Genomic DNA, 25,090 nt, shown 5'->3' on the forward strand with positions numbered 1-25,090 from the left:
GGGGATTGCGGCCGAGAATATTCGGCATCATCAATCGCTGCCAATAGTCTACCGTGCCGCATTATCGCGCTAGGGTGAAAGGCGATGAAAGCGAAGCATATGTGGTGGACGGGCACGGCCGTGGTGATGGCCGCTGCCATTGCAGGCACGGCTGCACTCGGGGTAAACATCCAGAGCGCCTACAACAATTTGGACCACGGGACCCCGTATTCTCAGCCCACGCCGGCGACACCTTTGCAGGTTGCCCAGCCCGGTGAGGTGGATTTAGAAGCGCTGAAGGCCCGCCTTGATTCCCAGGCTAAGGACCCCGCGTTGGCGACGTTCGGCGCGCAGGTCATCGACACCACCAGCGATGAGGTGGTGTGGGAGCGCGACGCCCAGCGCCCGCTGACGCCGGCATCTTCCACCAAGGTGTTAACCCTTGCCGCAGCCACGTTGGCACTCGGCGAGGACGAACGGATCACCACGCAGGTCCTGCAGGGCGAGGAGGAAGGCACGGTTGTGCTGCGCGCGGCTGGCGACGTCTGGATGACCTCCGCACAGCTCGATGACCTTGCCGCCCAGGTGGGAAACGCTAAGCGCGTGGTGCTGGATACTTCCGCATGGGCAGGCCCGCAACAGGCGCCGGGTTGGGACCCCGAGAATGTCGACGAGGGCTTCGTGGCGCCTATGCAGCCCGCGATGCTTTACGGCGGCCGCCTCGGCGCCACGACTGGCGACGTCCCACGTAGCCACACCCCGGCCACGGATCTTGCGCATGCACTGGCAAAACGCTTAGGCACCGACAAAGTCGAGGAAGGCGATGCCCCGCAGGCCGGCGTCGTGCTCGGTGAGGTGCACTCCGCGCCGCTGGCCGAACGCGCGCAGGAAGCCGCGAAGCATTCCGACAACGTCATGACCGAGGCCATTGCCCGCGAGCTGGCCACGGCCCGTGGAAAGGAAGCCAGCTTCCAAGGTGCTACCGAGGCCACCCGCGAGGTGCTCGAAGAAAACGACATCGACTTAAACGGCGTGAATATTAAGGACAACTCCGGGCTGTCCACCGAGAACCGCATCCCGGCGGCAGTGCTGACGCGCATCGTGGACATCGCCGCGACGAACGACGCCCTGCGCCCCCTGCTGGGTTATCTTCCGCTGGCCGGCGGCGAGGGAACCTTGTACGAGCGCTACGGCGATTCGCCTGCCCGCGGCTATGTTCGCGCCAAGACTGGCACGCTGACCGGCGTCTCTGCGCTGGCTGGTACCGCACAGGGCCAGTCCGGCCGCGTCTATGCCTTCGCCTTTTTGGTCAACGACGGTGACATCTTGGCCGCCCGCAAGGCCCAAGACGCGCTGGCCAGCGTGCTGCATGAGTTCTAAATACGCGGCAAAGCCCTTCTGGCCGCGAGTTTCGCCAAACTTTCTGGCCTGCCGCCGCGCGGTGGTGGAGTGGGCGCAGGAGGCAAAGCCACAAGAGAGCATAGCCGTGGGGCTCTCCGGCGGCGCTGATTCTCTGGCGCTGACTGCGGCCTTGGTGGCCGAGGGCTTCGAGGTACAAGCCCTGTGCGTCGATCATGGCCTGCAGCCAGGTTCTACCGAGCAAGCCGGGAAGGCCGCCGGCCAAGCAGAAAGCTTGGGCGCGCGGGCAGAAGTGCTGAAGGTGGAGGTTGCAGATCGAGGTTCCCTGGAGGCCGCCGCGAGACTAGCGCGCTACCAGGCTTTCGCCGGTGCGACGCGGCTGCCCGTGGCCGTGGCGCATACCGCCGACGACCAGGCCGAGACCCTGCTGCTTGGCGCGCTGCGCGGCAAGGTCGCCGGCATGCTGCCTGCCGCCGAGATTGAGGGCGTGCGCGTGGTGCGCCCCCTGTTGCAGGTCCGCCGCGCGCAGACGCTTGCCGCTTGCGAAGAGCTGGGCCTTGAGGTTTGGCATGACCCGCAAAACCGCGATACCTCCTTCCGCCGCGTGGCGCTGCGCCGCGAGATTATCCCGCAGCTTTCCCAGCTGATCGGGGGAGACGCCGTGCCCGCACTCGCCCAGGCGGCGGGGGATGCCGCGCTTGACGACGCGGCGTTGAGTAAGGCGGCGTTAGGCAACGCGGCGTTAGACAACGCGGCGTTAAGTAACGCCGCGATAGATTCTGGCGGATTTAATATCGCGGAACCGGGAAGCGAAGTCCTCGACGCCGCGGAGTTGGCAGCTCTTAGCGAACCGGTGCGACGGCGTGTCCTGGCTGCGTGGCTGCATGAGCAGGGGGTGGAAGTAACCCGTGAGGTGCTGCGCGGCGTCGGCAAGCTGTGCACCAACTGGCACGGACAGGGAGGCGTGGCCGTGGCGCCTAGCCTGAAAGAGCAAAAAATCATGGGGCAGAGGTTGGAAGTAAGAAGGGTTGGTGGCAAACTGGCACTATTGCCCGGTCACTAAAGGAGCGCAAGCGTGCACGACAAAAAAGATTTCAACGTCCCAGCAAATGCTTACGGCAAAGACGTCGAAGCCGTCCTCATCGGCGAGGAAGAGCTGCAGGCACGAATCCAGGAAATGGCGGATAACGTAGCCGCTAAGTATAAGGACGCAGAGGAAGAAATCATCCTCGTTTGTGTGCTCAAGGGAGCCGTTTTCTTCATGACGGACTTCGCGCGCAAGCTGTCTATTCCTTCCCAGATGGAGTTCATGGCGGTTTCTTCATACGGCAACGCCACCTCCTCTTCCGGCGTGGTCCGCATCTTGAAGGACCTTGACCGCAACATCGAGGGCCGCGACGTTCTCATCGTTGAGGACATCATCGACTCTGGCCTCACCCTGTCCTGGCTGATCCGCAACCTCAAGGGCCGCAACCCGCGTTCCCTCGAGGTGGTCACCTTGCTGCGTAAGCCGGAGGTCATTCGTGCCGAGATCGATCTGTTCGATGTTGGATTCGACATCCCGAACGAGTTCGTCATCGGCTACGGTCTCGACTACGCGGAGCGTTACCGCGACCTGCCTTACGTCGGCACCTTGCACCCAGACGTCTACACCAATAAATAGGGATTACTAGGTACAAATAGGTACTAATGAAAAACAAGAAACTCCTTCGCTACGGCGGAATCGCAGCGCTTGTACTCGTAGCGCTTTATGCCTTCACCTTCTTTACCAACGATGCACGCAACTACGTCCAGGTGGAGACATCCGTAGCGGTCAAGCAGCTGACGGACAAAAACGTCGCTGAGGCGCAAATCGACGACCGCGAACAGCAGCTGCGCCTCAAGCTCAAAAAGCCAGTGACGGTGGAAGAGCGCGAAGGCGTCGAAGAAATCATCGCCAAGTACCCGGCCCGCGCCGGCGAACAGATCTTTAACTCTGTTAAGGACTCCGGCGCGGAGAAGTACCAGACCAAGGTCACCCAGGAATCTTTCCTGGGCTCGATGGTCAGCTTCCTGTTGCCGATGATCATCCTGTTCGCGTTCCTGTTCTGGTTCATGTCCCGCATGCAGCAAAACGGCGGCGGGATGTTCGGTATCGGCGGCTCCAAGGCCAAGGAGCTGACCAAGGACATGCCCACCAACACGTTCGAGGACGTGGCTGGTGCCGATGAAGCAGTGGACGAGCTGCAGGAAATCAAGGATTTCTTGGACGAGCCCGAGCGCTACCATGCCCTCGGCGCGAAGATTCCGCGCGGCGTGTTGCTCTACGGCCCTCCCGGCACAGGTAAGACGCTGCTGGCCCGCGCCGTTGCGGGCGAGGCGGGAGTTCCTTTCTTCTCCATCTCCGGCTCGGACTTCGTGGAGATGTTCGTCGGCGTGGGTGCTTCCCGCGTGCGCGACCTGTTTAAGCAGGCGAAGGAAAACAGCCCGTGCATCATCTTCGTCGACGAGATTGACGCCGTGGGTCGCCAGCGTGGCTCCGGCACCGGCGGCGGACATGACGAGCGCGAGCAGACCCTGAACCAGCTGCTGGTGGAGATGGACGGCTTCGGCGACCGCGAGGGCGTCATCCTCATCGCGGCCACCAACCGCCCAGACATCCTGGACCCGGCGCTGCTGCGCCCGGGCCGCTTCGACCGCCAGATTCCGGTTACTAACCCAGACCTGGCTGGCCGCGAGGAGATTCTGCGCGTCCACGCTAAGGACAAGCCTTTGGCCAAGGAAGTCGACGTCGCCCAGCTGGCCAAGCGCACCGCCGGTATGTCCGGCGCGGACCTGGCTAACGTCCTGAACGAGGCTGCACTTTTGACCGCCCGCATTGGCGGCAATGTGATTACTTATGACGCTCTCGAGGAGGCCACCGACCGCGTCGTCGGCGGTCCGCGCCGCCAAGGCAAGATCATCTCCGAGCACGAGAAGAAGGTCACCGCGTACCACGAGGGCGGCCACACCTTGGCCGCTTGGGCGCTCAAGGACATTGAGCGCGTTTACAAGGTCACCATCTTGGCCCGTGGCCGCACCGGTGGCCACGCGATGACCTCGCAGGAAGACGACAAGGGCATGTACACCCGCGACGAGCTCTTCTCCCGCTTGGTCTTTGCCATGGGCGGCCGTGCTGCCGAGGAGCTCGTGTTCGGCGCGCCGACAACCGGCGCCTCCTCTGATATTGAAAACGCCACCAAGATCGCTCGTTCCATGCTGACCGAGTACGGCTTCTCCCCGGACCTTGGCACCGTGAAATACGGCAAGGAGCAGGGCGACCCATTCGGCTACGGCATGGGCGGCGGTTCCATCGAGTACTCCGAAGACGTGGCTACCCGCATCGACGAGCAGATGCGCTACTTGTTGGATCGCGCGCATCAGCAGGCCTACGACATCTTGGCGGAGCACCGCGACTACCTGGATAAGCTCGCGGAGATGCTGCTGGACAAGGAGACCCTCCGTCGCCCCGACCTGGAGGGCATCTTTGAGGGCATCGAGCCACGCGCGGCTTTCGACGTCTTCCCGAACGAGGACGATCGCTTCCCGCGCCAGGCTGGCCGCGAGCCAGTCAAGACTCCGGCCGAGTTGGCCAAGGAACGCGGCGAGGAGCTGCCACCGCGCATGACTTTGGTTGAGGCTTCCCGTGCGGCACGCGAGCGTCGCCTAGCAGGCCAGGACCCACAGCCCACCGGCGAGATTGGCTTCAACTTTGGCCAGCACGCGGGCGACAAGGTCGATAGCGAGAAAAACACTTTCTTCGCACCAGAAGAAAAACAAGCCGAAAAGCCGGCACAGCCTGCTCCGGCTCCCGAAACTCCCGCTGGCCAGGCCCCGAGCGACCGCCCGACCACCGAAATTCCCCGCGTCGGCAGCCGCCACGCCAAGCCGCAGCCTGACCGCGACCAGTGGTCCAGCTTCGGCGAGAACCAGCGTGCCAATAACCCGTACAACGCGCCTCGCTCTGGCAACCAGGGCCAGGCCAGCCCCTACAAGGATTCAGATGAGCAATAACATCCCCGCCAGGGGCGAATTTGATCAGGCCCGCGCGGAGGCAGCGATCCGCGAGTTGCTCATCGCAGTAGGGGAGGACCCCGACCGCGAGGGCCTGCAGGAGACGCCAGCCCGAGTCGCGCGCGCTTACAAGGAAGTCTTCGCCGGCCTGCACGCGGACCCAACCGAGGTCCTGCACAAGACCTTCGCCGAGGAGCACCAAGAACTGGTCTTGGTGCGCGATATCCCGATTTACTCCACCTGCGAGCACCACCTGGTGCCTTTCTACGGCGTGGCGCACATCGGCTACATCCCGGGCCCAGACGGCCAGGTCACCGGCCTGTCCAAGCTAGCCCGCCTGGCCGATATGTACGCCAAGCGTCCGCAAGTCCAGGAGCGTCTGACCTCCCAGATTGCCGATGCCCTGGTGGAGGTCCTCCACGCGCAATCTGTCATCGTGGTCATCGAATGCGAGCACCTGTGCATGGCCATGCGCGGCATCCGCAAGCCTGGCGCTACCACCACGACCTCGGCCGTCCGCGGCGGTTTCAAGTCCAATGCCGCTTCCCGCGCTGAGGTAATGAGCCTTATTAGGAGCTAGAAATGACTGTCAGTGACTTGACCGTCCCGGGCCGCACGCTGGTCATGGGAATCGTGAACGTCACCGAGGATTCTTTTTCTGACGGCGGGCGGTGGCTCAACATCGACGCCGCGATTGAGCACGCCCGCGAATTGGTCGCGGCGGGTGCAGACATCATCGATGTTGGCGGCGAATCCACCCGCCCCGGCGCAGTCCGCGTGGACGCGAAGGACGAGGAAAACCGCGTGGTTCCGGTCATCCGCGCGCTGCACGAGGAGGGCATCAAGACCTCCGTGGATACGATGCGCGCGTCGGTGGCGGCGGCGTCGGCAAGCGCGGGCGTGGACCTCATCAACGATGTCTCCGGCGGGCTTGCGGACCCTGACATGCTGGCCGTGATGGTCGATAGCGCGCTGCCCGTGTGTCTGATGCACTGGCGTACCGTACAGTTCGGCTCCGCCGCCGGCAGTGCGGACCATGGCGGCGATGTCGTGCGCGACGTGCACGAACGCCTAGCGCAGCTGAGCGACGCCGCCCTTGCAGCAGGCGTGCGCGCTGACAACATCGTCCTGGATCCGGGCCTGGGCTTTGCCAAGACTCCGCAGGATAACTGGGCGTTGTTGAAGGCACTGCCGAGCTTCCTTGAGGGCGAGTTTCCGATTCTCGTGGGCGCTTCCCGCAAGCGCTTCCTCGCCGCCATCCGCGAGGACCGCGGCGTGGAAGCCTCGCCCATGCTCGCCGATCCCGCCACCGCCGCTGTCACCGCAATCTCCGCGCAAATGGGTGCGTGGGGCGTGCGCGTGCACGAGGTCGGCGTCTCCCGCGATGCCGTCGACGTCGCCGCCGCGTGGAACGCTGGCTTGGCCTATTCTGGCGGCGTAAACGCCACCCGTAGCTACACCAACGGCGCTGCGTCTAAGGAAGGAAACCGCTAATGGCAGACCGCATCGAACTGACCGGCCTGGAGTGCTTTGGCTACCACGGTGTCTTCGAGGAAGAAAAGCGCGAGGGTCAGCCCTTCCTAGTGGACATCACCTGCTGGACTGAGTTCCCAACCACAGATGACCTTGCGAACACCGTAAGCTACGCCGAGCTTGCCGACGTCGCGGCGGACATCGTCGAGGGCCCGTCGCGCGATCTCATCGAGACCGTGGCCAACGAGGTGGCCGATACCGTGATGCAGCGTTATGACCTGCTGCATGCGGTCGAGGTGACCATTCATAAACCGAAGGCGCCGATTCCGCGCACCTTCGCCGACGTCGCCGTCGTGGCGCGTCGCTCGCGAAAGAGCATGCGAGGAGGCAAGTGACGATGCGCGCGGTACTTTCGATTGGCTCCAACATGGATGACCGCCGCGCATTGCTGCAGACGGTCTTCGACGAGTTCGCCGCGGAAACCGTGGCGGCCTCGCCCATTTATTCCACCCCGCCGTGGGGTGTTACGGACCAGGACGAGTTCCTTAACGCGGTGCTCATTGTGGACGTAGAGGAGAGCCCAATGGAGTTGCTGCGCCGCGGTCAGGCCCTTGAGCAGGCCGCCGAGCGCGTCCGCGTGCGCCATTGGGGTCCGCGCACCTTGGACGTGGACATCGTGCAGGTAGAAGGCGTGACCTCTAGCGAACCGGAACTGACGCTTCCGCATCCTTATGCCCACGAGCGCGCCTTCGTGCTGGTGCCGTGGCTGGCTGCGGACCCAGATGCGCGGCTTGGCGATACTCCTGTTGCAGACCTCATCGCTGCGCTCGACCTGGCCGAAGTAGAGCAGGTGAAGCTGGCATGAAGCGGACGTCGATAGGCTGGCTTGTCGGAGTAGGGCTCTTCGTTGCCGCTGCGGCTGCGATTTTGACCTCCCGCTTTTACGGCTCCATGCTGGCCATCCCGGCGACTGTTTCCATTTCCCTGTGGGCCGTGACGGCCGTGTGTGTCTTTTTGACGTGGAAGGTGCGCCAAGCCAAGAGCAAAGAACACGGTATTGGTCTAGATAACTCGCAGCTCAATCCCATGACCATCGCGCAGTTTCTGCTCGTGGGCAAAGCCTCGGCGTGGACCGGCGCCATCGTCGGCGGCGGCTACTTGGGCATGTTGGTCTATGTGCTTCCTCATGCGAATGAGCTGGTGGCCGCCGCTAGTGACCTTACGGGCGTGCTGACTTCCGCCCTCGGCGGCATCGCCATGGCAGTGGCTGGCGTGGTCTTGGAACGCCACTGTGAGGTGCCGCCCGACGCGCTGGGTCAGACTTAGTGGGCTAATTAAAGGATCGGACTGTAAATTGGTTTCCATGACTGCTCCGACCCCTGAACCACAGCAATCCGCCCCCAAGAAAGCAGACGCCGGCTCGATTGGCCTTATTGCACTGGTGATTTTGGCTGTCATCGCCAGCTTGGTCATGCTCATTTCGGGCTCTGCTAGTGCTTTGAAGCTGGCGCTCATCGCCGCATTGTGGGCGGCTGTCCTGGGCTTTTTCATGGTGGTGCGCTACCGCCGTGAGGCCGCGGAATCGGCTGCGCTGCTGGAATCTGAGCGCGCCCGCAAGGTCGAGCCAACCCAGGGTGATTCCGACATTATGGAGGAAATTCGCCGGGAGCTGGCTTCCATCCGCGCCCAGATTGAGGAGCTGTCTGGCCGCGAGTTCACCTATGAGCCAGCCGCGCTGCACGCTGAGGCACGTCGCATCATGGAGCTTGAGGAAAAGACCCGCGAGCCAGAGGTCAACTTCACCCAGGCTTCCAAGGGTGCGCCAACTGCCGACGCCGTCGCCGGCCGCCTCGGCTCCCAGCCCAGCGCCCGCACCCCGCAGCACAACCCGCTGGATGACATCATCTCCCAAAAGGTCCAGCAGCGCGGCCAGCAGACTCAGCAGTCCCAGCAGGCGCAGCGCCAGGCCCAGGAGCGCGCCCGCCAGTCCTTTGGACGTCCGACCTTCCCAGCACAGGGGCAGGCACAGCAGGCACAACAGCCGCAGAACCAGCAGGCGACTGCCCAGCAGCAGCCGCAGGCGAAGCCGGCCTCCGCAAAGCCGAGCCAGCACTTCCCAGGCGGCCAGCCGCAGAAGTCCCCGCAGTCGACTTTCGACACCGCTTCCTTCCAGACCGTGCGCTGGGATGGCCAGCAGTCCTCACACTCCAAGCCGGCAGAGACCAAGTCCGCGCAGGCTAGCGGCCACCACGCTGCCAACGCCGCGCAGTCTGCTGGCGCACAGCAGGGCCAGCAGGGCCAGCAGGCACAGCCGCAGCCGCAGCAGGCAAGGGCGGCGCAGCACGCTAGCCATAAGCACCGCGCGCCGGAGCAGGAAGGATCCCGCGGCCGTCGCCGTAGCGACGAGGCACGCGAGGGTTCTGTCTCAGTGGCCGAGCTCATGGCCGCAATGAAAAAGAAGAAGTAAATGCGCGCACCGCGGATGCGCGTCGCGCTCTTCGGAAACTCACAAGTCGGCCAGCTTCTCGCTGAGGAGATGCGCATGGTCGGCCACACCGTGGAGCCGCTCACAGAACTAACCGAGCTACAGGACTATCAAGCACTCATCATCGCGCTTGGCGATGCCCGCTTGGAGCAGGCCGTCGACATGCTCGAAACCTACGTGCACGACGGCCTCATCGTGTTTCACACTTGCCTTTCCCGCGGAGTGCAGGTGCTCGATCCCTTAGAGACCCGCGGCTGCGTCGTCGCCGCCATCGCGCCGTGCCATGCGCGCCGCTGGGCCACCACGACCATCGATGAGCTTGGCCAAACCATCGCCGAGCTGGTGTTGGGGGAGTTCCAAGCCAGCGGGGCCGCGCTAAGCGATAGTGAAAGGCCCGCGTTTGCCGCCCGCGTGTACTATGCCCAGATGATGACCGAGCTGGCCGTGCGCGCGAACGAGGACGTCTTCAGCGAGACTCTGGTCAAAAGCGCCGAGGCCCTCGAAGCGGCGGAAAGCGCCGAAATCATCGCGGCGTATCGAGGCCTCACCGAACCCGGAATGCGCCGCGCCTTCGTCGAAGCGGCCCGGCGGTTCGGCGAGGTCTTTCGCCGCGAAGAACTAGAAATGTGGGCGCTACAGGAGGAGAACCGATGAACATCGTCGAGGACATCGAACGCATTCGCATGGTGGGCAGCGCCTACCGCAAGACCGGCCGCCGCGTGGTTCTGGTTCCCCTGGGTCGCGGCGTGCACGCGGGGCATCTGGCGCTGGTGCAGGCCGCCCGCCGGATTCGCGGCGCGGTGGTCGTCGTGGCGCTCACCGACCTGCAGGATGCACAGCTGCTTGGCGAAGTCGACGTCGTCTGGCATGCGCCCCAAGCCCCCGAACGCACGCGGATCGTGCCGCAGTGGCATGGCATGGAGGACATTAGCGCTGAGCTAACGCGCATCATTGGTCTGATTGGTGCGCTTGCGCCAAGCGACGTCGTCATGGGCGAGAAGGATTACGAGCTGCTCGTCGCGACCCAGCAGGCGTGCACCGACCTGCACCTGGGCGTGCGTGTCCAGGGCGTGCCGGCGGTACGCATGGCTGATGGCGTGGTGATGAGCCTGCGCAATGCGGACGTGGCGCCGGAGGCTCGCGAGCAAGCTAGTGCGTTGTCGGCGGCGCTGACCGCGGGTGCCTATGCGGCTGAATCTGGTGCTGACAAGGTACTTGAGGTAACGCGCGAGGTGCTGGCTGCTGCAGGTGTGGAACCGGAGTACTTGGAACTGCGCAGCCGTGACTTGGGCGAGCCGCCGGCTGAGGGCGACGCGCGCCTCTTTGTCGCGGCCACACTCGGCGGGGTGCGGCTGATCGATAGCGTCGGCCTGCCATTGGGTATCGGTTTCCGCAATTTGGAGAACCAAGATAGCTAGTCTGGAACCCATGAAGATTGGATTTCTGGGCGCAGGCGCCATTGGCGGTTACTTTGGCGGCACTCTTTCGCAGGCAGGCCACGAGGTGGGCTACGTAGCCCGCGGCAAGACCCTGGAAGCCCTGCGCTCGGGGCTCACGCTTATCGACGCCTCTGATAACGAAACCTTCATCCCCTCCCCACCGGCGGCGGAAACGTTTGCCGAGCTAATTGAGCAATTGGGCGGACTCGACGTGGCCATTATCGCCACGAAAGCGCTGCCGGGGAATGACACTTTCGGCCCAGATCCGGAATCGCTCACGGGTATTCCCGTGGTGACCACCCATAATTCGGTGGAGATTCCGTACTTGGCTGCAGCGCATTTCGGTGAGGAAAATGTGCTGGCTGGTGTTGCTCGCGTCTTCGCGACCCGCCTGGGGTCGGCGAAGATTAAGCGCAACCCCGGTCCGTTGAGCTTGGCATTCGGCCCGATGGCGGGCTCGATTCCGGTGGGGCAGCAGTTGGCTGCTGCCTTGAACGAAGCCGGCGCGCGGGGCAAATATCATGCGGAACCATTGGTCGATGTGTGGGCCAAGGCCATGTTCGTAACCACCACGGGCACTTTGGGCGCATTGGTTGACCGGCCGATTGGTTACCTCATCGACGAAATCCCGGGGCAGTTGGAGGCCTTCATGCGCGAGGTCGAGACCGTCGCTCGAGCGTTGGAGGTCGCGCTGCCGAATAACGTGGTGGAGCAGACGATGGGTTTCGCCCGCGAACAGTATCCGCAGGCCACGACATCAATGCAGCGTGATATCAAGGACCGTTTGCCCAACGAGCTCGATGCCCAGGTCGGCGCCATTCGCCGGATGGGCCAGCGCGCTGGAGTTGCGACCCCGCTCTTTGACTTTGCGCAGGACGTGTTGGAGGCCCAGCTCCGCAACTAGCGCGACCACCCTCACTGAGCAAGCACTCAGGCCTGGAACTGCACCCCTGGAAACCCAGACCTCCTGTTCGCGGTGCGCTGTCATTTTCGCGCCCGGACCGCGACCTTGAGGTCTTGGTATCCAGGCCTGGGTAAATGGAAAGTGGTGGAGTAGCGGCGAGGTAGTGCGCGCCACAAATGCAAATGGTGAGGTCACCCCGTAACCACTGCGGCCTGTGTTGGCCAGTGTGATTATTGTTGGGTGACCTCACCATTTGTTCCTCACCATTTAGTTAGGCAGCAGCCAAATGGTGAGGTGGTGGCCAAATGACTAGGCAGCGGCCAAAGGCGAGCGGCGAAAAGGAGAGCGAGCTAGTTAACGCCAATCTTGCCGTCTTTCCATACCACAACCACGGCCGGGCGCGGGGTGGTCTTGCCACCGTCAGGCCAGTGGGAGGTCGCGGCGTCGAAGGTGGCGTCGTCAGCCTCGCCCGGGTGCTGGACGTTGACCATGACGCGGTCGTCGTCAACGATTGGGCCACAGGTCTCTGCGCCGGCCGGAACCGTGAGGAAGCACTTCAGCTCACCGCGGGTATCGCCGCTGGTGGTGACCGCATAGAGGCCGTCGTTGCTGTCCAGTGCGTTGCCGTCAGTGGTAATCCACAGGTTGCCGTGGTTGTCGAAGGCCAGGTTGTCCGGGCAGGAAATCGGGGAGACCTTGGACTTATCGAAACCGCCGAAGTAGGTGTTGGCTTCATTCGGGTCGCCGCAAACCAAGAAGAGGTTCCAGGTGAAGGACTCGCCGACGTGGTCATCATCAATTTCCATGACCATGCCGTTCTTGTTCTCCTTGACTGGAGCCCATTCCTTGGCATCTTCCTTGTTCTTCTTGGCGTTCTCGCCGGTAGCGCCGCGGTAGGAGTTATTGGTCAGCGCCACGTAGACCTTGTGGGAATCCGGGTGGACCTGGATGTCCTCAGGGCGGTCCATCTTGGTAGCCCCCACCTTGTCAGCAGCTTCACGGGTAAAGATCGCAACCTCTTCCGCGCTGAAGCCATCAACGTGAGATTCAAACTTGTTGTTCTCCGTGTCAGAGGTCAGCAGCTTGACCCACTTGCCCTTGCCGTCGAAGGCGCCGTCCTCAGGCAGAACGCCCGAGCCGTCGATTTCGTCCTCAGGGGAGTTGCCCTCCATCACGGCGACGTACAGGGTGCCGTGGTCCAGGATGGAGAGGTTGTGCTCGATGTTGCCCTCTTCGTACTTCTTGGTGGAGATGAACTTGTAGATGTATTCGAAGCGGGAGTCATCGCCGGAGTAGCAGACTACGGTGCCGTCATCAGCGATGTGGATGTTGCCTGCCTCGTGCTTGAAGCGGCCCAGCGCGGTGTGCTTGACCGGAGTAGAGGTTGGGTCCAGCGGGTTAATCTCAACGATCCAGCCGAAGCGGTTTGGCTCGTTTGGCTCCTTGGAGCAGTCGAAGCGGTCGTCGAAGCGCTCCCACTTGCGGGAGGTTTCCTTGTCCTCAATACCGAAGCGCTCCAGCGACTTCTTTGCCTTCTCGTCCTTGATATCGCCAGCAGCGAAGTACTGGTCAAAGTTCTCCTCGCCAGAAAGCATGGTGTTCCATGGGGTCACGCCGCCGGAGCAGTTGTTCAGCGTGCCGCTTACGGTCTCACCCTTTGGATCGGCCTTGGTCTTGACCAGGTCGCTGCCCTTAGCAGGGCCAACCAGCTGGAACGGGGTAGTTGCGGTAATGCGGCGGTTCAGCGGGCCGAACTCGCGCTTGAGCTCGCCGGTATCGCCAACCTTGGAGACCTCCAGGATGGTGTGGCCGTGGCCAGCCCAGCCGATCTTGACCTGCTCTTCGGTGGGGTTCTCCGGGTCATAATCCGGGAACATCATCGGCTCAGTGGTGTACTCGTGGGAGCACATGTAGACCAGACGCTCCGGGTTGTCCGGGTGCTCGATGAGGCCCGCGAAGTCATTGTTGAAGCCGAACTGCTTTTTCGCAGCTTCCGCAGTTTGCTTATCGACGTCGAATTCCGGTGCCCCCTCAATCACCGGGTCACCCCAGGCGATGAGCACTGACTGCTCGTAGCCCTTCGGTACAACGACCTCGTCCTTGGTGTTTGGCTGGACCGCATCGAACTGCATGCCCTCTGCAGAGGTGAGCTCGACCTTGGCATCGGTAGTCTTGCCGGCGCCTGCGTTGCCCTCGGAGTCACCCGGGCCAGCGCCGTCGCCAGAGCAGGCAGCCAGGGCTGCCGAACCGCCTACTGCAACCACGCTGAGGCCGCCCGCGCGCAGTGCGGTACGGCGAGAAAGCGGGGTGGTGAAACGGTCACCGAAGTAGGAGTTGTTGGAAGGGTTATCGCATTCGCCCAAGCAGGCGTTGCCGCACTTGTAGGTGCAGGTCAGCGAGGAACGCGAGGAAGTAAAAAGGTTAAGGCCCTTGAGTGCCATTATGTGATGCTCCTGATTTCATGTTTTAAGTCATGAGGTTTGCCGGAGCATATTTAAGCGCATCTGCATTTACAGCCTGTGTAATCGAAATGTCATTTGAATGAACACTCGTTAAACGGGTACGAGATCGCACTGTCTTAAGGGGATCGACTACCCTAGACAATCGTGAGCGAGCAGAAAAATACCCCCGAAGTAAACGACGTCCCTGAGCAGCTGCGCATCCGCCGCGAAAAGCGCGAGCGCCTGCTGGCTGAAGGCACCGAGGCATACCCGGTCACCGTTGACCGCACCATTGCCATGAAGGACCTTCGCCACAAGTTCCAGGTCCTGGCAGAAGACCAAGAGCCGGGCCAGGAAGCCGACGTAACCTACCTGCACGCAGGCGACGAGACCGAGGTCGAGCACGCTATCGCCGGCCGCCTTATCTTCATGCGCAACACCGGCAAACTTTGCTTTGCCACCTTGCAGGACGGTGACGGTACCCAGGTACAGGCCATGCTTTCTTTGGCCGAGGTCGGCGAAGATCAGCTGGCTGCCTGGAAGTCTGACGTTGACTTGGGAGACTTCATCTCCGTGCGCGGCCGCGTCATCGCTTCGCGCCGCGGCGAGCTTTCCATCATGGCAACCAAGTGGACCATGGCGGCGAAGTCCCTGCGCCCGCTGCCCGTTTCCTTCGCGGGCATGAATGAAGAAACCCGCGTGCGCCAGCGCTACAACGATCTCATCGTGCGCGAAGAGGCTCGCAAGAACGCGATGACCCGCGTGAAGGTCATGCGCGCGTTGCGTAACTACATGGAGGATCAGGGTTTCGTCGAGATCGAGACCCCGATGCTGCAGACCTTGCACGGTGGCGCGGCAGCTCGCCCGTTCGTGACCCACTCCAACGCTCTCGACATCGATCTTTACCTGCGCATTGCGCCGGAGCTGTACTTGAAGCGCGCCGTCGTTGGCGGCATCGACCGCGTTTTCGAGATCAATCGCAACTTCCGTAACGAGGGCGTCGACCGCTCCCACTCTCCGGAGTTCGCCATGCTCGAGACCTACGCGGCCTGGGGCGATTACAACGATTGTGCTCGCACCACCCGCGAGTCCATCCAGGCTGTGGCCGAGGCCGTCTTCGGCTCCCACAAGGTCACCTTGGCTGATGGCACCGAGTATGACTTCGGCGGCGAGGAATGGCCGGAGATCGAGATGTACCCATCCCTGAACGAGGCACTTGCCCGCAAGTTCCCGGGCCAGCCGGAGGTCACCATCGACTCCACCGTGGAAGAGCTCAAAGAGATTGCCAAGGTCATCGGCCTGGACGTTCCAAAGAACGGCGGTTGGGGCCACGGCAAGCTGGTCGAGGAGATTTGGGAAGTCCTGTGCGAGGACCAGCTCGAGGGCCCAATCTTTGTCAAGAACTTCCCGGTTGAGACCTCCCCGCTGACCCGTCAGCACCGCTCCATCCCGGGCGTTACCGAGAAGTGGGATCTCTATGTCCGCGGCTTCGAGTTGGCCACCGGCTACTCCGAGCTGGTGGACCCGGTTATCCAGCGCGAGCGTTTCGAGGATCAGGCCCGCCTGGCCGCCGGCGGCGACGATGAAGCCATGGTCCTCGACGAGGACTTCCTGGCCGCCATGGAGCAGGGCATGCCGCCAACAGCCGGCACTGGCATGGGCATGGACCGCCTGCTCATGGCACTTACCGGCCTGGGCATCCGCGAGACGGTTCTCTTCCCAATCGTGAAACCGGAAAAGTAGACGGCCTTAGCAGGCTGGAATCTCGGCTGCGGATTCCAGCTCGCCCCGATAGAAAATCACAAAATTCGAGTGTTTTCCGTCGGGGTAGAATCCGGTGAGGTCGTCTGCATAAGCCACGACCTCTAAGCTGCAGCGATCGCCTTCCTTGCGCGCACTACCCCGCCCAGGGGAGGCTTTTTTGAAATCGCTGCGCGCGTCGGAGGAGGCAAATTCCAGCACGCTTATCTGCTGGCGCGGGCTGGAGCAGCTTATCGACGCCTCCATCGGCGCCTCCGCTGCCACCTCCTGCGGGTTGCATTTCAGGCCTTCCCAGCCGGTGCCGCCTTCCTTCTCGCCCACAATTTGGTGATATTCTGCTGCGATTTCCTTTTGCGTTCCGCTCCAGTCGTCTTTGGCTAGGTAATTCCATGCACCGGCCACGCCGATGCCGCAGAGACCGAGTACCATCGCGGCTGGAAGCCATTTGCGCGCTGTACTCTTGCGCCGTGGGGTAGCGGTGGGCGTGGTCAGCTCCTCGATGAACTCCTGTGCGCTGGTATAGCGGCGCGCCGGATTTTCCGCGAGCGCCTTGTGCAGCACCGTGTTGATGTGCTCAGCAAAGTCTTGGTTGCGCGGGCCTAAGTCCTGCGCGGTGATTTCCGGAATCAGGCGCGAATGCGCCCATTGCTGCTGGTTGTAGTGCTCGCGCAGATTCTCCAGTGTGAGCATTTCTAGCGCGATGAGTGCGAGGGCATAGCGATCGCTCGCCGCGGTGGCGGAGGGCGCCTTTGCGCTAAGCGACGTCGGATAGAGCTCCGGTGCCAAATAGGCATCCGTGCCCACGCGCATGCCCTCGGAGGTGATGCGATTATCCTCTTCGTAGAGCGCAATACCGAAGTCTGTCAGGACCGTCGCCGAGGGGCGCGGATCATCTGGGACCAGGATATTTGCGGGTTTCACATCGCGGTGGACAACCGGCGTGGGAAGGCTGGCCAGGTAGTCTAATGCCTGCGCGATAGGTTCGAGATAGATAGCAACCTCGGCCAAGTCGAAGTGGAGCCCTGCGGCCTTGCGGACCTTCAGGACGTCGTAAAGCGTGCCGCCCTCTACGTAGCGCATGACAAAATAGGGCAAACCTTCCGTCGTGCCGCCGGTGTAAACCGGAACGATGGCGGAGTGGCTGAGGTGGCTCATGCGCCGCATCTCCGCGCGGAAACGCTCGCGTGCATCGGGGCTGGGGGTGGCCTTGATGACCTTGATGGCTACGTCGCGTTCCAAGTCCTTTTGGCGCGCGTAGTACACGCGCCCCATGCCGCCCTCAGCGATGAGGCGGATGTCGGTGTAGCGCTCGTCGATTCCTCGGCCAGTTCCTTGGTAGAAGGAATCACCACGCGCGGCACGGCGCTGGGATCCTTGAGAAGCGGGCGCGCGAGAGCCTCGAGCACACGGCGCTGTTCATAGTTGGGTTCGAAAGTATTCCGGGTAAATTCTGCGTTTGGCAGGCTATCTACCTCGGGTTCTGTGACAGGGGTGCCCTGCACGAGCTCTAATTCATAGCGCATCGTCTTGGTGGAAAAACGCAAAAGCGAGGAGCCAAGTGGAATGATGGCGGTGGTTTGGGGAACAACGCGGATAGGAGAATAAGCGCGGTTGCTGGTCGAAGACATCGTGACGGTCAGGAAATTGCCGATGTTTTTGACCAATCACACTCCGTCCGATTCGAAGAAGTGGAGAAAATGGCGGTGTACGGCTAAATCATCTTTCCAACTACATTGCCGCATTCGGGAGAACTCCCCAGATCGCCTTTGAAGTGTCTTTTCTCACAAACGCCTGGTCTTGCTGCAAGATGCGCGCGGGATTGCCCTAATCTCTGTCTTCGTGTCCCAAAATTCTTCTGCTCCCGATTCCTTGTCCCGCGACGTAGTTATTAACCTCACGATTCTGGTCTTGGGCGCCATGATCATGATCTTGAACGAGACCTCGTTGTCGGTGGCATTGCCTGCCGTCATGGCAGACTTTTCCATCCCGGCGACGGCGGCGCAGTGGCTGACCACGGGTTTCATGCTGACCATGGGTGTGGTTATTCCCACCACGGGGTACCTGCTGGAGCGCTTTAGCACCAGGCAGATCTTCTTTGCTTCGACCGGACTCTTCCTCGCCGGCACCGTGATTGCGGCGCTGGCGCCAGCCTTCTTGGTCTTGCTTGGCGGACGCGTGGTGCAGGCGGCGGGCACGGCGCTAATGATTCCGACGTTGATGACGGTGGCTATGACCCTGGTTCCGCCGCAGCGCCGTGGATCGGTGATGGGCATCATCTCGATTGTCATTTCGGTGGCTCCCGCCCTAGGCCCCACGGTGGGCGGCGCGATTGTTAATGCTTTGAGCTGGCACTTCATCTTCTGGGCGATGGCCCCGCTGATGGCGTTGCTGGTGGTAGCGGGCATGGCCAAGCTTGTCGACGTCGGGGAAAGCCGCGATACCCCGCTGGACCCATTGTCGGTGGTGCTTTCGGTATTCGCCTTCGGCGGGCTGGTCTACGGGCTTTCATCCATCGAAAAGATGCTGGAAGGCGACGGCCTGGTGGAAATTATCGCCACCGTGGTGGGCGCGGTGGCTTTGGTTGTCTTTGCTAAGCGACAGCTAGCGTTGGGCAAGGAGAACCACGCGCTGATGGACTTGCGCCCCTTCCGCGTGCGCAATTACACGATTGCCGTGGTCATCATGCTGGTTTCCTTTGGGCTGATGCTGGGCTCGGTGACGGTCTTGCCGATTTACCTGCAAACCTCCCTCGGCGTTTCCGCCTTGGTTACTGGCCTGGTGGTGATGCCGGGCGGCCTGCTGCAGGGCCTTGTCTCGCCATTTGTGGGGCGCATCTATGACTCTCATGGCCCGCGCCCGTTGATGATTCCCGGCGCCATCCTGCTGGTGTTGGGGCTTGGCGCGATGGCAACGCTGGGGGAGGGCTCTCCGGTGTGGCTTGTGGTGGTCATGCACGTGACCTTTGCGGTGGGTATTGGCCTTATGATGACTCCGCTAATGACTACGGCTTTGTCCTCGCTGCCGAATGAGCTCTACTCGCATGGCTCGGCAATCATGAACACTCTGCAGCAGCTTGCCGGTGCGATGGGCACGGCCTTCCTAGTCGTCTTCTTGACCCGCGGCACTGTTGCTGGAATGGAGGCGGGCATGGACGAAGCCGCCGCCACCGCACAGGGCACGCACTGGGCATTCTTGTTCGCGGCCGTCGCATCGCTTGTGGCACTCGTGCTCGCGCCGATGCTGCGTCCGGTTCCGCAGGATTAGCCTCTAGCTAGCAGGGGGAGAGGAACTCCGCACGGTTGGAGAGGATACGCGGGTTGCCACCCAGGCGGGAAGCTGCGGAACACAGAGCATCGGTATCGAAGCCATAATCGATGGCCACCGGGTAGACCTTGCCCTCTGCTACCTCGCCGCGCACAGATGGGCAGATACCTGGGTTGTAGTATTCCGCGCCGGGGTAGGCAGCGACTGAGCGCTCAAGCTGTGGAAGGGCCTCTTCTGGGCTGCCGGCCACGACGGAATCGACGATGAGCACGCCGTGGCCGTCGCAAGCCACGGTGGCGGGATTAAATCCAGCGGGCAGGCCCGGGTTGGACTTAGTCGGGGCAGGAGCGGTGTATTCCTGCGTGACCGTCTGCTCCACGGTCTTGGTCAGGGTTGCAGCTTCTGTTACTTTGCTCTTGCTGTTGTCGCTGCTTTTCGGCTCAGCGCTTTCTTTCGCGGTGCTCTCAGTTGCAGGGGCTTCGGCAAGTGGGGCTAGCTGGGACTGCGCATTTTCTTTGGCGCCGCCCAGCATTCGCATGGCCAGAACACTGCCGCCTACCAGTGCAATAAGTGCTAGGACTGCGACGGCAATCGCGATGTAGATGGTCTTGTTTTCCTGCGAATTATCCATGGTCGCTGCTCCTTTAGGCGCACAATTGCATCTTTAGGCGCGCGTTCTCCGCGTCTGCGCCCCAGATAATGAAGGCGGACTGGGTGCCAGGCACTGCCATGTAATAGGTCGGCTCCTCGGCGTTCGGGGCTTCGAAGCTCTGGACGGTGCACTGACCATTGGAAAGCTCGGTGGGATCCGAAGGCAGGATGGCGTCGCGGGCTTCCACGGATTCGTAGGAGGCGACAGAATAGCTTAAATCGTCGCCCTCACAGGTGATCTTCGCCAGCTGGCCTTCCTCCGGCTCGCGGTGGTGGCACTTGGTATCGCCATAGCCGGAGGTGCCGCTGCGCGAGCCCAGCAGGCCAGGGTAGGCCTCTGCGAGGTTGCTTTCATCATCGTTCCAGCCCGGGTACTGCTTGAAGAAGATGCCGGCGGCGGCGAGAACGACCACTGCCAGTGCGGCGCACAGCGCGATGAGGCCGGTCTTCTTGCCAGAGCCGGACTTCTTTTCTGCAACCGGTGTAGCAAATTCCGCGCCGTGTGGTTGGCCCTGCATCTGCCCCTGCGGCTGGCCTTGTGGGTAGCCTTGCTGGAACCCCTGCTGGTACTGGCCTTGCTGCATCATCGGCTGCTGTTGCGGCATGTACTGCGGTGGCATCTGCTGCTGCGGGGCCTGCTGCGCTGGCTGAGGCTGCGTCTGCGGGTGGGTTTGCTCGCGGGTTGCCGCAGCTTGCGGGCTGGCGAACTGGGAAGCAAAACCTGCGGCTGCGGCACCAGCTGCTCCCGCTGCAGCGACGCCCGCTGCAGCGGTACCTGTGGAAGTAGAGGCGTGACGCAGGGCGTCGATAACCGAGCCAGCCGTGTGGAACTGGGAATCTGGTTTGAACTCCGGATGCGCAGATTTAATGAGCTCCGCAAAGCGCTGCGTGACCTGCTCAGCGGTGACGTTGCCCACGCCCGGGCCTGCCGCACACAGCACCGCATTGCTGCGCGAACCCGTAACCATGATGCGGCGCGGATGCAGCGCATGCATGGCAAAGCCCGCCTGGTTGTTCTGCAACAGGTAATCCACTGCCTCGGCCAAAGGAGTAAAAACTGAAAGCGCCTCGGTCTTGGTGAGATGCTGCGCGCCTAGGCCAGAGCCGGTGAAGGTAGAAAGCGGCTCGCCGGAAAGTGCGGCGCGCACCAGAAAGTCCTGGCCCTTTTCTGTGGTTCCGGTGCCGACGAGCGGGGCGATGGAGCGATGGTGGACGTCGGAAAGCGCGGAGGCTTGCTTAACCGCACCGCGGTGGTTGGGCTCAAAAAGCTCGACCGTCATTGGCTTATTAGAGGAGTCCACGACACCGAAAAGCGTGGAGACCGGGGATTCGTCCATTACGGAAAGCTGACGAAGTTGATGCTGAGTAGAGAAGAACTCAGGGAGCTTTTTCACAGGGATTCATCCTTTAAAGGCAAGCGGTATAGGGGGACGTTTCTTCATTAAGAGTAACGGCCAAACGGACATCGCTAAGCGAAAAGGGGCATACAAGTGGCATAAACTTCCTGTTCGCTACCGGCGTACAGTGGTGTGAGCTGGGAAAATGGGGATATAGATGGGTGGGTTTAAAAAACGGCGAATTGCATGTCCAGTCAGCGCGTTAGAGTGGATGACACATTATTAGCGAAAGCATAGAGGTATAAGGCAATGTTCGAGAGGTTTACTGACCGTGCTCGCCGCGTCATCGTCCTGGCGCAGGAGGAAGCACGCATGCTCAACCACAACTACATCGGCACCGAGCACATCCTGCTCGGCCTCATCCACGAGGGTGAAGGCGTTGCCGCAAAGGCCCTCGAGTCCATGGGCATCTCGCTCGAGGACGTGCGCCGCGAGGTTGAGGAAATCATTGGCCACGGCTCCCAGCCGCACACCGGCCACATTCCGTTTACTCCACGCGCTAAGAAGGTCTTGGAGCTTTCCCTGCGCGAGGGCCTGCAGATGGGCCACAAGTACATCGGCACCGAGTTCCTCCTGCTCGGCCTCATCCGTGAGGGTGAAGGCGTTGCTGCGCAGGTGCTGATCAAGCTCGGCGCTGACCTGCCACGCGTGCGTCAGCAGGTTATCCAGCTGCTTTCTGGTTACGAGGGTGGCAATGGTGAAAATGACGGCCAGTCCCAGGGCGGTCCCGTCGGCGCTGGCGCCGGCGTTGGTTCTGGCGGCCGCACCGCGCCGTCGGGTTCCGGCGAGCGTTCCAACTCCCTGGTGCTGGACCAGTTCGGCCGTAACCTCACCCAGGCAGCCAAGGACGGCAAGCTTGACCCAGTTGTCGGCCGCGAGTCCGAGGTTGAGCGCATCATGCAGGTGCTTTCCCGCCGTACCAAGAACAACCCGGTCCTCATCGGTGAGCCGGGCGTTGGTAAGACCGCCGTCGTTGAGGGCCTGGCTCTCGACATCGTCAACGGCAAGGTCCCAGAGACCCTGAAGGATAAGCAGCTTTACTCGCTGGACTTGGGTTCCCTCGTTGCAGGTTCCCGTTACCGCGGTGACTTTGAGGAACGCCTGAAGAAGGTCCTGAAGGAGATTAACCAGCGCGGTGACATCATCCTGTTCATCGATGAGATCCACACCCTCGTTGGTGCAGGTGCCGCAGAGGGTGCTATCGATGCTGCTTCGCTGCTGAAGCCGAAGCTGGCCCGTGGCGAGCTGCAGACCATCGGTGCAACCACGCTTGATGAGTACCGCAAACACATCGAGAAGGATGCCGCACTGGAGCGTCGCTTCCAGCCGGTCAAGGTGGACGAGCCATCCTTGGATGACACCATCCTGATTCTCAAGGGCCTGCGCGATAAGTACGAGGCACACCACCGCGTCTCCTACACCGATGAAGCACTGAAGGCTGCGGCATCGTTGTCTGACCGCTACATTAATGACCGCTTCCTGCCGGACAAGGCAGTTGACCTCCTCGACGAGGCCGGCGCCCGCATGCGCATCAAGCGCATGACCGCGCCGGAAGGCCTGCGTGAGGTCGATGAGCGCATCGCCCAGGTGCGCAAGGAAAAGGAAACCGCCATCGATGCTCAAGACTTCGAGAAGGCAGCTGGCCTGCGTGACCAGGAGCGCAAGCTCGGTGAAGAGCGCGCGGAGAAGGAAAAGCAGTGGCGCTCTGGCGACCTTGAGGAGATCGCCGAGGTAGGCGAGGACCAAATCGCAGAGGTTCTGGCGCACTGGACCGGCATCCCTGTGCTCAAGCTGACGGAGAAGGAATCCTCCCGTCTGCTGCACATGGAAGAGGAGCTGCACAAGCGCATTATTGGCCAGGACGATGCCGTCAAGGCCGTCTCCCGTGCTATCCGCCGTACCCGTGCAGGCCTCAAGGACCCACGCCGTCCTTCCGGCTCCTTCATCTTCGCCGGCCCGTCCGGCGTTGGTAAGACGGAGCTTTCCAAGTCCCTGGCTAACTTCCTGTTCGGCTCTGATGATGACCTCATCCAGATCGACATGGGTGAGTTCCACGACCGTTTCACCGCGTCCCGACTCTTCGGTGCTCCTCCGGGATACGTCGGCTACGAAGAGGGCGGCCAGCTCACCGAGAAGGTTCGCCGCAAGCCATTCTCCGTGGTTCTCTTCGACGAGATCGAGAAGGCCCACAAGGAGATTTACAACACCTTGCTGCAGGTCCTCGAGGATGGTCGCCTGACCGACGGTCAGGGTCGCATCGTGGACTTCAAGAACACCGTTCTGATCTTCACCTCGAACCTGGGCACCCAGGACATTTCCAAGGCCGTGGGCTTGGGCTTCACCGGCTCCTCTGAGAACGATTCTGATGCGCAGTACGAGCGCATGAAGAACAAGGTCAACGATGAGCTGAAGAAGCACTTCCGCCCAGAGTTCCTGAACCGCATCGACGAGATCGTGGTCTTCCACCAGCTCACTCAGGAGCAGATCGTCGAGATGGTTGAGCTTCTCATCGGCCGCGTGGAGAAGCAGCTGGCTGAGCGCGACATGGGCATCGAGCTGACCCAGAAGGCAAAGGACTTGCTGGCAAAGCGCGGCTTCGACCCAGTCCTCGGTGCGCGCCCGCTGCGTCGCACCATCCAGCGCGAGATTGAGGATCAGCTCTCTGAGAAGATTCTCTTCGGCGAAATCGGCGCTGGTGAAATCATCACCGTTGGCGTGGAGAATTGGGATGGTGAGTCCAAGGACAACTCCAAGGCCACCTTCACCTTTACGCCGCGTCCGCGCCCACTGCCGGAGGGCACCTTTGAGGATGACCTCGCTGACGCTGAGGTGCGCGAGAACGAGGAAGAGACTACCGCTGTAGATTCCACCGAAGCCCCGGATATCCTCTCCAGCGACGTCTTGCCAGAGTCCAATGATGACGACGGCGAGGGCAACCCACCAGCAGCTGGTGCTGGCCAGCCGCTCTAAGGCTCGCCGCTAGCTGAAAGCAATAGGGGCGCCTGCGTACAACATGAGTACGCAGGCGCCCCTTTCGTTTGCTTTCTTCTAGATTCGCTTAGTTTCTTCTCTCTGCTCTACTCTGCAGATTCTGCTTCGGTGCTTAGGGTCTCTTCGAGCCAATCGATTGCTGGTTCATATTGTCCGATAAGACCTGCGATGTGGCCGCCGGCAACGCGGGAGGAGAGTGCACCGCCGCGGTCTTCGAGGGTTTCTACTTCACCGCCGAGCTCTTGCCAGTCGGTGGCTAGCTGCATTGCTTGGGCGTGGTCCACGATGTCGTCGTTGGGTGCGCTGCCCACCAAAACCTTGCCGGCCGGGCGCAGGTTGCCGATGCGTTGTGCTTCCAGCACGGAGCGCACCCGCTCATCGGAGGTGATGAACTCGCTCATCGAAATTCCAGTGTCGGTGAGCTCGGACAGATCCGTCATGGACCAGCGCATCGAGGAATCCACGATGCAGGAGCGGGAGTTTTCTTCCAACCAGTGCTTGCCCTTGGCGTTGAAGTACTCGTCGATCGCGGCGGAGAAATCCTGCGAACGGGCGCTAAATCCTTCAATGGCATAGGCCAAGTTCGGCCCAAGCCGTGGGGAACCGGCGAGCACCTTCACTAGGTCTGCCGGAGGAGCGCCCGCAAAAGTCGCACGCAGGTCTAGCTCCGGCGCATATTCCGGAACGAGCTCAGCCGCAGCGGCTGCAGCACCGCCACCCTGGGAATAGCCAAAGAATGCGACGGGCCCAGATGCGGCGGCCCGTGCGGCGTCGATAAGCGCGTGCCCTTGCTCAAGCCGGTTGGCATAGGTGTGCACACCCGGGGTACCCAAACCAATGTAATCCGTGATGACCAGGCGCATTCCGCGGTCCAGGAACTTGGAATACAACGGGGATTCATAGTTGACATTGAT

22 protein-coding genes are annotated in these 25,090 nt (G+C 61.9%); 16 read left to right on the forward strand and 6 right to left on the reverse strand.

The features are described from left to right. The first annotated feature begins 84 nt into the window (after window positions 1-84). From dacB to HMPREF2935_RS01725, 13 genes are read left to right on the forward strand one after another with little or no spacing between them, the layout of a single operon-like run. Window positions 85-1,359: a D-alanyl-D-alanine carboxypeptidase/D-alanyl-D-alanine endopeptidase gene (gene dacB / locus HMPREF2935_RS01665; protein ID WP_070432313.1), complete on the forward strand. Its 1,275-nt coding sequence runs from the start codon at window positions 85-87 to the stop codon at window positions 1,357-1,359. After that, window positions 1,349-2,401, forward strand: coding sequence for a tRNA lysidine(34) synthetase TilS (gene tilS / locus HMPREF2935_RS01670; protein WP_070731709.1), 1,053 nt, complete (start codon window positions 1,349-1,351; stop codon window positions 2,399-2,401). Before dacB ends, tilS begins: the two co-directional genes overlap by 11 nt. A 12-nt stretch (window positions 2,402-2,413) precedes the next feature. After that, window positions 2,414-3,001 carry a hypoxanthine phosphoribosyltransferase gene (gene hpt / locus HMPREF2935_RS01675; protein WP_062043252.1) on the forward strand — a complete coding sequence of 196 codons (588 nt, stop codon included), beginning with the start codon at window positions 2,414-2,416 and terminating at the stop codon, window positions 2,999-3,001. A gap of 26 nt (window positions 3,002-3,027) precedes the next feature. Continuing rightward, the gene (gene ftsH, locus HMPREF2935_RS01680) at window positions 3,028-5,370 is read left to right on the forward strand and encodes an ATP-dependent zinc metalloprotease FtsH (protein WP_062037124.1); all 2,343 of its coding nucleotides are present in this window, start codon (window positions 3,028-3,030) and stop codon (window positions 5,368-5,370) included. Further along, entirely contained in the window at window positions 5,360-5,950 is a 591-nt protein-coding gene (gene folE, locus HMPREF2935_RS01685; RefSeq protein ID WP_062037128.1) for a GTP cyclohydrolase I FolE, read from the forward strand. Before ftsH ends, folE begins: the two co-directional genes overlap by 11 nt. A gap of 2 nt (window positions 5,951-5,952) precedes the next feature. Beyond that, complete coding sequence (gene folP / locus HMPREF2935_RS01690) at window positions 5,953-6,864, forward strand: dihydropteroate synthase (RefSeq protein ID WP_070731710.1); 912 nt, start codon at window positions 5,953-5,955, stop codon at window positions 6,862-6,864. Continuing rightward, window positions 6,864-7,238: a dihydroneopterin aldolase gene (gene folB / locus HMPREF2935_RS01695; protein WP_061924717.1), complete on the forward strand. Its 375-nt coding sequence runs from the start codon at window positions 6,864-6,866 to the stop codon at window positions 7,236-7,238. Before folP ends, folB begins: the two co-directional genes overlap by 1 nt. A 2-nt stretch (window positions 7,239-7,240) precedes the next feature. Next, window positions 7,241-7,708, forward strand: coding sequence for a 2-amino-4-hydroxy-6-hydroxymethyldihydropteridine diphosphokinase (folK, locus tag HMPREF2935_RS01700; protein WP_070731711.1), 468 nt, complete (start codon window positions 7,241-7,243; stop codon window positions 7,706-7,708). Next, complete coding sequence (locus tag HMPREF2935_RS01705; protein WP_061924713.1) at window positions 7,705-8,169, forward strand: DUF3180 domain-containing protein; 465 nt, start codon at window positions 7,705-7,707, stop codon at window positions 8,167-8,169. Before folK ends, HMPREF2935_RS01705 begins: the two co-directional genes overlap by 4 nt. A gap of 37 nt (window positions 8,170-8,206) precedes the next feature. Then, window positions 8,207-9,310 carry a DUF6779 domain-containing protein gene (locus tag HMPREF2935_RS01710; protein ID WP_070731712.1) on the forward strand — a complete coding sequence of 368 codons (1,104 nt, stop codon included), beginning with the start codon at window positions 8,207-8,209 and terminating at the stop codon, window positions 9,308-9,310. Then, complete coding sequence (locus tag HMPREF2935_RS01715) at window positions 9,311-9,982, forward strand: 6PGD fold domain-containing protein (protein ID WP_210400712.1); 672 nt, start codon at window positions 9,311-9,313, stop codon at window positions 9,980-9,982. It begins immediately after the preceding gene. Beyond that, complete coding sequence (locus HMPREF2935_RS01720; protein WP_070731713.1) at window positions 9,979-10,746, forward strand: pantoate--beta-alanine ligase; 768 nt, start codon at window positions 9,979-9,981, stop codon at window positions 10,744-10,746. Before HMPREF2935_RS01715 ends, HMPREF2935_RS01720 begins: the two co-directional genes overlap by 4 nt. 10 nt (window positions 10,747-10,756) lie before the next feature. After that, window positions 10,757-11,671, forward strand: a complete 915-nt coding sequence (locus tag HMPREF2935_RS01725) for a 2-dehydropantoate 2-reductase (protein ID WP_070432305.1) — start codon at window positions 10,757-10,759, stop codon at window positions 11,669-11,671. 350 nt (window positions 11,672-12,021) lie between these two features. On the opposite strand, the gene HMPREF2935_RS01730 is transcribed toward HMPREF2935_RS01725, so the two are convergent. Then, window positions 12,022-14,112: a PhoX family protein gene (locus HMPREF2935_RS01730; protein WP_070731714.1), complete on the reverse strand. Its 2,091-nt coding sequence runs from the start codon at window positions 14,110-14,112 to the stop codon at window positions 12,022-12,024. A gap of 165 nt (window positions 14,113-14,277) precedes the next feature. On the opposite strand from HMPREF2935_RS01730, the gene lysS reads away from it, so the two are divergent. Then, a complete protein-coding gene (lysS, locus tag HMPREF2935_RS01735; RefSeq protein ID WP_070731715.1) occupies window positions 14,278-15,855 on the forward strand; it encodes a lysine--tRNA ligase in 1,578 nt (525 codons plus the stop codon). A gap of 6 nt (window positions 15,856-15,861) precedes the next feature. Here the strand turns inward: lysS and HMPREF2935_RS01740 are convergent, their stop codons facing one another. Together HMPREF2935_RS01740 and HMPREF2935_RS01745 are read right to left on the reverse strand one after the other, a co-directional pair. Continuing rightward, window positions 15,862-17,136, reverse strand: a complete 1,275-nt coding sequence (locus HMPREF2935_RS01740) for a serine/threonine-protein kinase (RefSeq protein ID WP_070731716.1) — start codon at window positions 17,134-17,136, stop codon at window positions 15,862-15,864. Beyond that, window positions 17,097-17,537, reverse strand: a complete 441-nt coding sequence (locus HMPREF2935_RS01745) for a hypothetical protein (RefSeq protein WP_061924688.1) — start codon at window positions 17,535-17,537, stop codon at window positions 17,097-17,099. The genes HMPREF2935_RS01740 and HMPREF2935_RS01745 overlap by 40 nt, the downstream gene beginning before the upstream one ends. A 175-nt stretch (window positions 17,538-17,712) precedes the next feature. Here HMPREF2935_RS01745 and HMPREF2935_RS01750 point away from each other — a divergent pair, with 175 nt between their 5' ends. Continuing rightward, complete coding sequence (locus HMPREF2935_RS01750; protein ID WP_256380763.1) at window positions 17,713-19,137, forward strand: MDR family MFS transporter; 1,425 nt, start codon at window positions 17,713-17,715, stop codon at window positions 19,135-19,137. 7 nt (window positions 19,138-19,144) lie between these two features. Here HMPREF2935_RS01750 and HMPREF2935_RS01755 read toward each other — a convergent pair whose 3' ends face one another. Together HMPREF2935_RS01755 and HMPREF2935_RS01760 are read right to left on the reverse strand one after the other, a co-directional pair. After that, window positions 19,145-19,768 carry a flagellar basal body-associated FliL family protein gene (locus HMPREF2935_RS01755; protein WP_070731717.1) on the reverse strand — a complete coding sequence of 208 codons (624 nt, stop codon included), beginning with the start codon at window positions 19,766-19,768 and terminating at the stop codon, window positions 19,145-19,147. 13 nt (window positions 19,769-19,781) lie between these two features. Then, entirely contained in the window at window positions 19,782-21,182 is a 1,401-nt protein-coding gene (locus HMPREF2935_RS01760) for a hypothetical protein (RefSeq protein ID WP_083313157.1), read from the reverse strand. 252 nt (window positions 21,183-21,434) lie between these two features. Here HMPREF2935_RS01760 and HMPREF2935_RS01765 point away from each other — a divergent pair, with 252 nt between their 5' ends. Continuing rightward, the gene (locus HMPREF2935_RS01765; protein WP_070731718.1) at window positions 21,435-24,155 is read left to right on the forward strand and encodes an ATP-dependent Clp protease ATP-binding subunit; all 2,721 of its coding nucleotides are present in this window, start codon (window positions 21,435-21,437) and stop codon (window positions 24,153-24,155) included. 107 nt (window positions 24,156-24,262) lie between these two features. Here the strand turns inward: HMPREF2935_RS01765 and HMPREF2935_RS01770 are convergent. Then, on the reverse strand, window positions 24,263-25,090 hold an 828-nt coding region (locus tag HMPREF2935_RS01770; RefSeq protein WP_168166281.1), incomplete at its 5' end, for a lipase family protein.

Source organism: Corynebacterium sp. HMSC076D02, assembly GCF_001813815.1.
Taxonomy (GTDB): domain Bacteria; phylum Actinomycetota; class Actinomycetes; order Mycobacteriales; family Mycobacteriaceae; genus Corynebacterium; species Corynebacterium simulans.